The sequence below is a fragment of the Oleiphilus sp. HI0080 genome, assembly GCF_001635135.1.
Map to the genome: position 1 here is coordinate 1 of NZ_LWFU01000470.1, position 9,860 is coordinate 9,860.

A 9,860-nucleotide genomic window follows, 5' to 3' on the forward strand; every position below is an offset into this window, starting at 1 on the left:
TTGTTGAGCGCCGTCTTTAGCCTGAATAATGAACAGCAAACCCACAGCGATGTAACAACCAAACCAGTAATAGAGACTCCAGGAAACAGACACCTCAATCAGGCCAACGCCAGTCATCGACAAAATCAGAACCAGAAAGGGGGATACTTTTTGCAGCACACGATACTCCTTTAGTATTTATCGTAGTTTTGGAGCATCGAGTTAAACGTTAAAACCCGAGCTCTGTTTTATTCGTTTTTGGAAAGATCTATTTGTTCGATTTCACGGGCGACATATTCAATGCCCGTTGTATAGCTGTCAACAATCCGCTCAATCGCTTCGCGATCATCAACCTCAACGGCTCCTTCCAACTCGGCGANCAAATAGATCTTTCCAAAAACGAATAAAACAGAGCTCGGGTTTTAACGTTTAACTCGATGCTCCAAAACTACGATAAATACTAAAGGAGTATCGTGTGCTGCAAAAAGTATCCCCCTTTCTGGTTCTGATTTTGTCGATGACTGGCGTTGGCCTGATTGAGGTGTCTGTTTCCTGGAGTCTCTATTACTGGTTTGGTTGTTACATCGCTGTGGGTTTGCTGTTCATTATTCAGGCTAAAGACGGCGCTCAACAAAACGCGATTTTACATCATATCTTGCACTGGCTTGGGAGTATTGGTGCTTTAGGAATTGTGTTCTTGTTTATCAAAACGGAGCGCTTAGACGCCTCTCAGGCTGGGTTGGTCGCCGTATTACTGCTCGCCTTAGCCGTGTTTACTGACGGTTTGCGCATTCACTCTCGCTTCATGCTTGTAGGCATTTACTTGTTTGTTACTGCTGCAATTATGGCCTATATAGAAGCATTCATTTGGTGGTTTTTGCTTTTATCCATTGCTTTGATCGCCTATGAAATATACTGGATGCGTAAACCGAGCCGCTCCAGTTAACGCACAGATAGGAGCCTGCCCGGCTTAGTGCCGGTGCTCGCCTCCTTGCTAAAAGAGAGGCATGCTTGGAATTTCTAATTGAGTTTTTTAGCTCCGACTATATGCCGCACGGCCATTGTTTTCTTTGGTTGCCAGGCATTCTTTGGCTGACCGTCGGTGCGGACGCGCTGATTGCTATCTCCTACTTTTCGATCCCAATCGCGCTCCTTATTTTTCTTCAAAAACGACCTGATATTCAGTTTCGTGGCATCGCGCTGCTGTTTGCCGCGTTTATACTGCTTTGTGGTATTACTCACTTATTTTCTATTTACACCATTTGGTACGGCTCATATGGGGTGATGGCGATACTAAAAGCGATGACCGCGATCGTATCGTTTGCGACCGCCGTTGCCACTTTTCGTTATATCAAGCCCGCTTTAAGTATCCCTACTCCCGAGCAGCACGAACAAGCATTGAGAGAAAGATTTGTTCGCGAGCGAGAAATAGAGCAGCTTAAGTTAGAGAAGCGCTTCGATAGTTTGGTTCGCGCCGCAATCGACTTTACGCCATCTGGTGTGTTGATTATTCGCGCCACAGGCGAGCTTGTGTACGCAAACAAAGAGGTTGAACGACTGTTTGGCTACGATGAAAACCAGCTGGTTGGTCAGCACATTGAATCGCTGATTTTGGAGCAGGATCGCTCTGGGCATTTGATGCATTTTTCGCGCTTTTTTAGTCATTCAGATGCGCCTCAAGCGATGGCGAAAGGCCGAGTAGTGCAGGGTCGAAAAGCAAATGGTGAGTCGGTTCATCTCGAGGTAGGTCTGGTACCAAAAAGTATCGACGGGGAGAAATTCGTCTTTGCCTCCATTATCGGTGTTAACGAAGTACTAAATTTGGAAGAAACTGTGGTGACACAGTCTTCGAGATTATTAAGAGCAATTGAAGCTGCCGATGAGGGCATCTGGGAATGGAATGTCCAAAACGGTGATGTCTGGTATAGCCCCAGACTGCTTGAGTTGATTGGTTTTGATCCGGCCTCGCAAGGCTATAGTCTCGACGATTGGTTGGGGCATATTCATCCCGACGATAAGTCGAAAGTAAGCGCGGTGCTGCAGGGGCACTTTGAAAAACGAACCCCTTACTTGGTTGAGTACAGAGGGAAGAATTCCCATGGTGAGTATGAATGGATGCAAGCGCGTGGTGAAGCGCGTTTTGATGAGCGCGACAAACCGCTCTTTATGTATGGCACATTGGCAAGCGTAAAAGAAACAGTCGCGTTGTCCGATCAGCTTGAAGAGCAGATTGCCATCAATGATGAAATCTCAAAGGACTTTATCAATACCTTTGAGCTTGCCGCTGTGGGTATTGCGCATGTTTCCACCGAAGGTAATTGGCTGAGAGTGAATCAAAGACTCTGCAGCATAGTGGGTTATACAGAGGGAGAATTGTTGACGTTAACCTTTCAGGATATTACGTATCCGGATGACTTAGAGAAAGACCTCTCCTTACTCAGTGAGTTAATGAATGGGAAAGCAAACTCTTATGCACTTGAAAAACGTTATTTCCATAAAGGCGGTCATATTGTCTGGGTTCATCTGACTGTGTCGGTGGTGCGTTCAGAGGACAAACGTACAGGAGAAAAAAAACCGGAGTATTTTATCTCCGTAATTCAGGACATTTCAAAACGCAAAGAAATCGAGAAAGAGTTGGCAAACTCGAATGCAGAGCTAGAGCGATTTGCTTATGCGGCGTCTCATGACCTGCAAGAGCCCTTGCGTAAAATTATGATGTTCTCTGATAGCCTTCAGGAGCGTTTACAAGGGGAACTCGCTGATGAGGATGCCCAATATGAGTTAAGCCGAATTGCAGATGCTGCCAGTAGAATGAAGGCCATGGTCTCAGCGTTGATGGAACTCTCAAGAGCGCAACGCCTTGAGGTGACTCTTCAGCAAATCAACTTAGAGGCGTTGTTGCAGGATGTGACAGAGCAACTCGATGCGCTGATCCACGAGCGTCAAGCGAATGTGCGCCTAATTGGTGGCTCTACCGGTTTGATTATCGATAAAGCGGCAATGCTGCACGTATTTCAGAACCTCATTACCAATGCTATCCGTTATTGCCCCGAGGAAAGAGAGCCGCAAATACACATTTCGTGCGAAGAGAACCAAAAAGAGGTTGTTATTCGCGTGAAGGACAACGCCGGCGGTATACCAGAGAATATGCATGAAGCGATCTTTGAACCATTCCGTCGTTTGGTGACCAAGTCGATTTCGGGTTCGGGAATGGGCTTGTCGATTTGCCAGCGAATCATCGAGCGCCACGGCGGAACCATTAAAGTAGAAGAGAGCAATGATCAGGGTTCTAGCTTTTTAATTTGTCTTCCCAAAAATTGAACTACAATTTCCATTGCCAAATAGGATGTAAGATTCGGGGTATATACATGAGCACGAAGGATGTGCAGTTTTTGTTCATTGATGATGATGTGGATGAGCACTACTTATTTAAAGGAGATCTAAATCGTTATGCGCCAGATGCCGATCTTCAATGTTTTGATTCATGGGTAACCTTCGAGACATATTTGGCAGAGTCAAACTACAAACTCCACAAGCGCACGGTCGTGCTGCTGGATTTGAACATGCCAGAGATCAGCGGTTATGAAGTAATAGAGCGTATTCGGTCTGATAGACGCTTAGATGCGCTTCCGATTATTGTTTACAGCACCTCTGGAGCCGACGCAGATATTCAGAAGAGTTATCAATTGGGGGCCAATAGCTTTGTTACCAAACCACATGATCGAGATCAGGCCGAGTTTGTCACTCGAGTGCTTGCAGAGTACTGGTCCAACTGCGCAAAACTGCCAAGCCTGAGTTGATCCGGTTTTTAGGTATGTTGGCCATAAACAAGGAGTGCAAAAGGACTAAGATGGCGATGAAGGACGACAACTATACAGTGTTGATAGTCGAGGACGATCCAGACGATCTTCGGATGATCATGTCTTTGTTGAAAAAAGACGATAGGCGCAGCTATCAGTTTGAGCATTGCAATACGCTTGGCGCGGCGCTGGAACGTTTGGATACAGAAAGCTTTGATGTTGTTGTCTTGGACTTGGGCTTGCCTGACTCCAGCGGGCTTGAAACACTGACGAGTATTCAAGAACACAACATCGAAACACCAATGGTCATTCTTACCGATTTGGACGATGAAGACTTTGCAGAGCAAGCACTTCAACTGGGTTTTGAAGAGTATGTACCGAAGTCAGCTTTAAAATCATCCAGAATTGATTGGCAAATTAAGCAGGCGGTAGAGCGGCATAAAATCACGCGTAGCTACTATGAACGCGCAACCGTGGATGCGCTTACCAAAATCCACAACCGAGCCTATTTTGATGAGGTGCTCGAAAGGGCCGTATCGGAACACGATCGCTCTGGTGAAGCCATGGCATTGGCGCTGATAGATGTTGATAACTTCAAAATACTAAATGATGAACAGGGCCATAGCGCGGGTGACAGAGCATTGAAGGCGCTCGGTGACACACTAAATGCCTGTAAACGCAAAGAAGATATTGCGGCGCGAGTCGGTGGTGATGAGTTTGCCTTGCTGATGGTGTACACCAAAGAACGCACCGGGGCGGCGTATCTTATTGAACGTATTCGTAGTCATTTTCAGGACTTCGCTTCCAAAGCCGGCTTGAACTTTGTGCCGACTTTGAGCATTGGTATTGCTTGGCATGCGCCGCCTATGACACCTGAGAAGCTGTACGAAAAAGCCGATAAAGCGATGTATCAGGCTAAGAAGATGGGCAAAGGGGCACACATCGTTCTTGAATAGAATTTGATGTAGCAACTATCGATGAGACGCTGATGCTAAAACGTGTCGATCGATCGGTTGATGGGTTGCGATACTCCCAGACCATAAAGCGCTAGATCAAGGCGCGGCCACAGCTTAGAGCGGCGCTTCGCACTCGACGGACTTCTTTTTGCAAAACTTCACTCCAGGTTTGGCCTCTGTACGCGGTACCATTTAGCGTCATGTCGTCCAAATTCGATCGTTTCTCTATGCCGCTAATAGCAATAAAACAGATTCTCAGCCCTGGTTCGTCATCACTTGTTCGCGATGCGCAAACGCATGGTGCCTTGCCGTTAGGTGCGGTTCAGCGATTGCAGGATGAACAGGATAACTCGCTTTTTGGCGTGTCGACAGAAACATCGACAGATGAGCCAACAAACCTCTCCAAAAGTATGGGCGAGCAAGTGAGCTTATCGCCCATGTCCCAGCTTAAGGAGATGCTACGTCAACGCGTGGCTGATCTGTTCTCTCGTTCAGAAGCCTTGGTACGCCGAATTATAATGTCGGGTCCAGAGCAGGTTGAAGCACTCTCTAATGAGCTGAAACGTTTTGGCCTAGATCTAAAACGCCTCATCTCGCAATACAAAGCCCTAAAAGGAATGGAAGATATCCAGGGTTTTCAGGCGGGCTCTCAGTCCTCGTCCGATTCGCTATCGAGTGTCACGCGTCTTGCCAGCGCTTCGGAAGTCTCTTCCTCCTCAATCACGGAACCGTCGCAAAGCGCGTCTTTGTTTGTTCTGGAGCAAAGTGGAAAGATGGAATTCTCGATGGGTGTGGCTAACGTTTCACGAGAGGTTGATCAAAACACGCAGTTTGGTGCGAGTGCAATGGATAAACTGAAACAGGAGGCGATTAGCGCATACGAGCAGTTTTCTTCGCAAGATGGCTTTTCAGATAAAAACAGCCAGCAAGCCCGAGAGCAGGGCGGCAATGAAGAAGATGGTATCGAAGCGGGTTTTCGAGAGATTCTGAAAAAATTAAAACAAGCACGAGATTTATTAGAAGCCAAGGCTCGTTTTGAGGATGACAGAGAGAGCTTGGAAGTGCTGGAAGACGTGAAGCGTATTGAAAATGCGGTAGTAACAGAATTAGCGCAGTTTGATTCCTCCAACATGCCGTCTTGAACCAATGCCTGGAAGCGCTTCTCATTCGGACTATTCGTCTTATGTCCGGATAGTGTTTTAAAGGGAGGGAAGCGCCCTCACGTTAAAATAATCGATCGAGCTCGTTATGAATTAGCACCACGCATTGTGAAGCGAAGAGCATTCTAGGGCCAAGATTGAGTTTCTCGGTGCCGTATCGCTTTAGCGTGTTGTAGCTCTTTTTTGGCATTGGGATATGGTCGGTAAGAATAAAGCAGGGATTGGGTTTGAACTCGACCTCTCGTATTGATTCGCCCTTGATGTCCATCATGTAAAGCGCATGCTCTTCGGCTAGTTCCTTGACCAAACGCTCGAAACTAAGTGTTCGAACGCGCAGGCCCGGTTCGACCTGTTTCTCTTGCTCTTTACGCATGCCCACCGAAACACGAAGTGCCCGAGCGACTTTTTCCAATAAGGCTGCCTCGTGAAAGCCGCCAATGTTAGAAAGCTCTTCTGCAGTAAAGGTGACGGTGCGTGAGAAGTCCGCGGTGCTCTCTAAAACTACGTGGACGATCACGTTGTCTCGATGTGACTGGGCAACAAACATCGCATTCATCAACGTGTGCGCAATAATCTCGGTGTGGGCATCGAGTCCTACTTCAGCCAAAAAGGCATCGGGATCAGTGGGTGCCGCTCGGGCTCTAAGAACAAAGGTCGTGGTCATTACATTACGTGTTTAGATGAACGTTCCGCGATTATATCTTAATGGTCTAGTGCTTCGCAGTTATATATCGATTCTTGCCATTTTGGGTCGAGCCGCTTCATGGTAAAGCCGTTTTCGTTGATTACGTTTGGTAGCGGACTGTTACAAAACATTGCAACATCGCCATCATGGCGGCTTTTTTCTGTTCTAAGCTTTGCTCAATATTTATGTGACGTCTGTCACAAAAGATGTTTGATGGGATCAGGGAAGGAAGGTTATGGAGATACGCATGGTAGAGCGCCGCAACGACAAGACACGCGAGAACAGCACGCGATATAGTGTTGATTTGAACCGACGCGTTGCTACATTACGCAAAGTGCGGACGGGCACTGAGGTGGGGGTGCGTGCATCGCCGGAGGAATTCGATTTTCATCTTCATACGGTCATCTATCGTTTGCTTGAAGCGGATGGCGAGAGCGATTACAGCGGCCCTTTCATGATCGATGCAGAGGGCATAGTGCGTGTTGCTGGTGTACTCGATGAGAGCCGCGACTACGCCTTTATTATTGAGGCCTTATCTTCTGATGGTGAAAGCGTTCAAAGTGACGTTCAAACGCTTAGCATCGGCGATATTCTAGATACAAAGCATTAGTAGTTCGGCATTCGCCGATTCTTTTGAAATTCGTTCTTTCTTTTCCGGTATTTCTCAAAGACAGACTCTTGTTTTTCTCGTTTTTCTCGTCACTCTCGTCGCCGTATTTTCAGTGTTTGAGGTCGGAGCAGGAGCGCGTTGAAAGGGGTACGATTAAGCGTCTTGCTTCGTCACGTCGAAACATTCGGGGTGCGCTAACGCGTGATCTTGTCATGTTCTTCGCCAATTCACATCGCTTCGAACAGGGCTTTTTTAGGTTCCTCCGCGTTTCCAAGATCGATCGTCCAAATGTCGTAATGCATAGCGAGAAGTCTGTCTCTTGTGATTAGATGCGCTACCATGCGGCGGTTCTTTTGCCGGCCTTCGGACGTGTCATTGCTGGCAATCGGTTCGTCAGGACCAAGACCCGTGGTGAGTACCTGTTCTTTTGAAACGTTAAAGTCACTAATGAGGATATTTGCGACGGCTTTTGCGCGCTGTTTTGATAGTGCGATGTTCTTAGAACGCGGGCCGGTGTTATCTGTATGTCCCTCTATTAGCACGACAAACTCGCTACTTTGTTGATGTAGCTTGGCCAGCTCTTCGATAGCTGGGTAGTAACGTTTCTCTATCTCAGCGCTGCCTGTCGCAAATTCAACATCGAGATCTATTGAACGAATCGAATTGACTAGCTTTGCGCAGCCTTGGTTGTCCAGCTCGACACCTTCTTTGTGATCGTCACATTCATCTCGGTGATCAATTACACCATCTGAATCGCTGTCGGATATCTTGGCTTGCGCAGGAACAAAGGGTTGTTCTGGATAGGGTGGCACGACATCTTCATTATGTTGCGCGGGAAGCCCTGAGCCAAAGCTGTCGAATCGTGGGTCTTCGGGCGGGTTTGTACCGCATGCTGTTAAACCGAGGCCGGCGAGCACAAGCGTTAAGGTAATACGAGAGATTTTATCCATTGGTCGTTGCCTCCTCTGTGCCGGTTTCATCTTCTTTCTCTAGCAGCGGGGTCATCACGTTTACACGCAACGCATCTAAAATGTAGCTCATGCTCGCAACAACACGATACTGGGAGTATACATACTGATAGTCTGACGCGAGATATTGCTTGCGCGCTTCAAATAGCTCGTTTTGTGCATCTAACAAATCAAGAAGGGTTCGACGGCCCGCTTTGAACTGCGCCATATACAACTTGGCGCTCTCTGCAGACTGATCAACGTAATCCTGTAGATGAACGAGTGTTTGTTTGAGCGTCATGTAGGCGTCCCATGACGAGTCGACATTTGCTTGCACTTCGCGATAGATACGATTAGAACGCATGCGCGCGGCCTCTTCCTGATAACGCGCTTGTTTCTGCTTCGAATTGCTACGGCCGCCTGAATAGAGATTCCAGTTCATCTCAAGCAACACGCGCCATTCATTTTCATGGCCTTGCTCGCCAGAGACATGATCCTTCCAGGTTTGGTCTGCAACGATGTCGAGGTTCGGGTAATAGTGAGCGTTTAAACCGTCGGAGTTCGCTGCAGAAGCTTGCGCACTTAGGCGGCTGGCAATGAGGTTTTGGTTATTCGCTAGTGCGAGTGTTGTGGCGCGTTCATTGCTTTCTGGCAAGTAGGTGCTGTCTATTTGAGGACGCACTAGATTTGAGGGGCGCGTTCCGGTCAACTGAATGTAGCTGGTCTCCGCGTCGCGCAAATTATTGCGCGCAGCCAGCAAATTGGCTTTAACGCGTGATAGGCGACCTTTCATTTGTGTTAGATCGGCCTTGTCGGCAACACCTTGTTTCTTGCGCGCCTCTACCAAGTCGTATGTATTCTCGTGCAATTTTAGGTTTTCAACCGAAAGGCGAACGACATCTTGTGCATTTAGAACATTGGTATAGGCGCGGGCGATTTGTAATGAAAGCTGCTCCGCTTGAGCGAGACTTTGATAATAGTTAGCCTGCATTGCAAAGTCGGCACGGTCATATTCGTTGGTGTTCGCAAAGCCTCGAAACACAGGAATTGTTAATTGCAGCTTGGCTTGAGCGCGCGTTTCATTGGTATCTGATGTCGAGCCGACACGATCAATGTCTTCTTTTCCGGTATCTGCTGTTAGATCTAAGCTCGGTAGGAAATTACCTTGCGCGGAATCGAGCTCGGCGCGCGAAGCATAATAATTCTGCACCGAGATCGCCATGTCGGGGTTGGTTTGAATCGCATCAAATACAACCTGCTCTAGGTTGTCTGCGAAGGGAACCTGGTAGGCTAGAAGCCCTGCAAGCATGACACTTAGCTGTCTTGTCCGCTTCATTCGTTTGTTTCTCCTTGAAACTCATCTTTTCTTTCTGTTCTGTTTCGCTCTAAAGCGCGATTAACTGACGTAAAGTTGCGTTCAATGTGCCTGCTTTCGTTGGCTTATTATCTCTGCAGTACGCGCAGCAATGGCTTCATAATGTATTCAAGTACTGTTCTCTCTGCAACGCTGATATCGACCGTTGCTTGCATGCCAGGGATGACGTTTAAGCGATTCTCCCCTTCGCCAAAGTACGATTTATCGACATGTACTTTGACAATATAGTAACTGTTGCCGCGTTGATCGGTAATGGAGTCGGCGGAGATGGTCTCAACTTTGCCATCCAAACCACCATAGACCGCAAAGTCAAAAGCGGAGATTTTCACTTTGGCATATTGATCTCTG

At 47.5% G+C, this 9,860-nt stretch carries 9 protein-coding genes and 1 pseudogene; 6 read left to right on the forward strand and 4 right to left on the reverse strand.

Features of this window, described 5'->3' with window-relative positions:
* The first annotated feature begins 454 nt into the window (after positions 1–454).
* The 5 genes from A3751_RS09690 (at position 455) to A3751_RS09710 (ending at position 5,877) form a co-directional block, all read left to right on the forward strand.
* Positions 455–925, forward strand: coding sequence for a hypothetical protein (locus A3751_RS09690; protein WP_068455049.1), 471 nt, complete (start codon positions 455–457; stop codon positions 923–925).
* Between the two features lie 65 nt (positions 926–990).
* A complete protein-coding gene (locus A3751_RS09695; RefSeq protein WP_068455052.1) occupies positions 991–3,300 on the forward strand; it encodes a PAS domain S-box protein in 2,310 nt (769 codons plus the stop codon).
* A 47-nt stretch (positions 3,301–3,347) separates the two neighbouring features.
* Positions 3,348–3,779 (forward strand): response regulator, encoded by a 432-nt coding sequence (locus tag A3751_RS09700; protein ID WP_068455059.1) that lies wholly within the window; start codon positions 3,348–3,350, stop codon positions 3,777–3,779.
* Positions 3,780–3,835: 56 nt separating this feature from the next.
* Positions 3,836–4,735, forward strand: a complete 900-nt coding sequence (locus A3751_RS09705) for a GGDEF domain-containing response regulator (protein WP_197466263.1) — start codon at positions 3,836–3,838, stop codon at positions 4,733–4,735.
* 200 nt (positions 4,736–4,935) lie between these two features.
* Positions 4,936–5,877 (forward strand): hypothetical protein, encoded by a 942-nt coding sequence (locus tag A3751_RS09710; RefSeq protein WP_068455067.1) that lies wholly within the window; start codon positions 4,936–4,938, stop codon positions 5,875–5,877.
* An 82-nt stretch (positions 5,878–5,959) separates the two neighbouring features.
* On the opposite strand, the gene trmY is transcribed toward A3751_RS09710, so the two are convergent.
* Positions 5,960–6,559 carry a tRNA (pseudouridine(54)-N(1))-methyltransferase TrmY gene (gene trmY, locus A3751_RS09715; RefSeq protein WP_068455070.1) on the reverse strand — a complete coding sequence of 200 codons (600 nt, stop codon included), beginning with the start codon at positions 6,557–6,559 and terminating at the stop codon, positions 5,960–5,962.
* A gap of 268 nt (positions 6,560–6,827) precedes the next feature.
* Between trmY and A3751_RS09720 the strand changes: the two genes are divergently transcribed.
* A complete protein-coding gene (locus A3751_RS09720) occupies positions 6,828–7,190 on the forward strand; it encodes a hypothetical protein (protein ID WP_068455072.1) in 363 nt (120 codons plus the stop codon).
* 227 nt (positions 7,191–7,417) lie between these two features.
* On the opposite strand, the gene A3751_RS09725 is transcribed toward A3751_RS09720, so the two are convergent.
* The 3 genes and pseudogenes from A3751_RS09725 to A3751_RS22755 form a co-directional block, all read right to left on the reverse strand.
* A complete protein-coding gene (locus A3751_RS09725) occupies positions 7,418–8,140 on the reverse strand; it encodes an OmpA family protein (RefSeq protein ID WP_068455075.1) in 723 nt (240 codons plus the stop codon).
* Positions 8,133–9,473, reverse strand: coding sequence for a TolC family outer membrane protein (locus A3751_RS09730; RefSeq protein WP_068455083.1), 1,341 nt, complete (start codon positions 9,471–9,473; stop codon positions 8,133–8,135). Before A3751_RS09730 ends, A3751_RS09725 begins: the two co-directional genes overlap by 8 nt.
* A 107-nt stretch (positions 9,474–9,580) precedes the next feature.
* Positions 9,581–9,860, reverse strand: a pseudogene (locus A3751_RS22755) (HlyD family type I secretion periplasmic adaptor subunit); the annotation flags it as partial.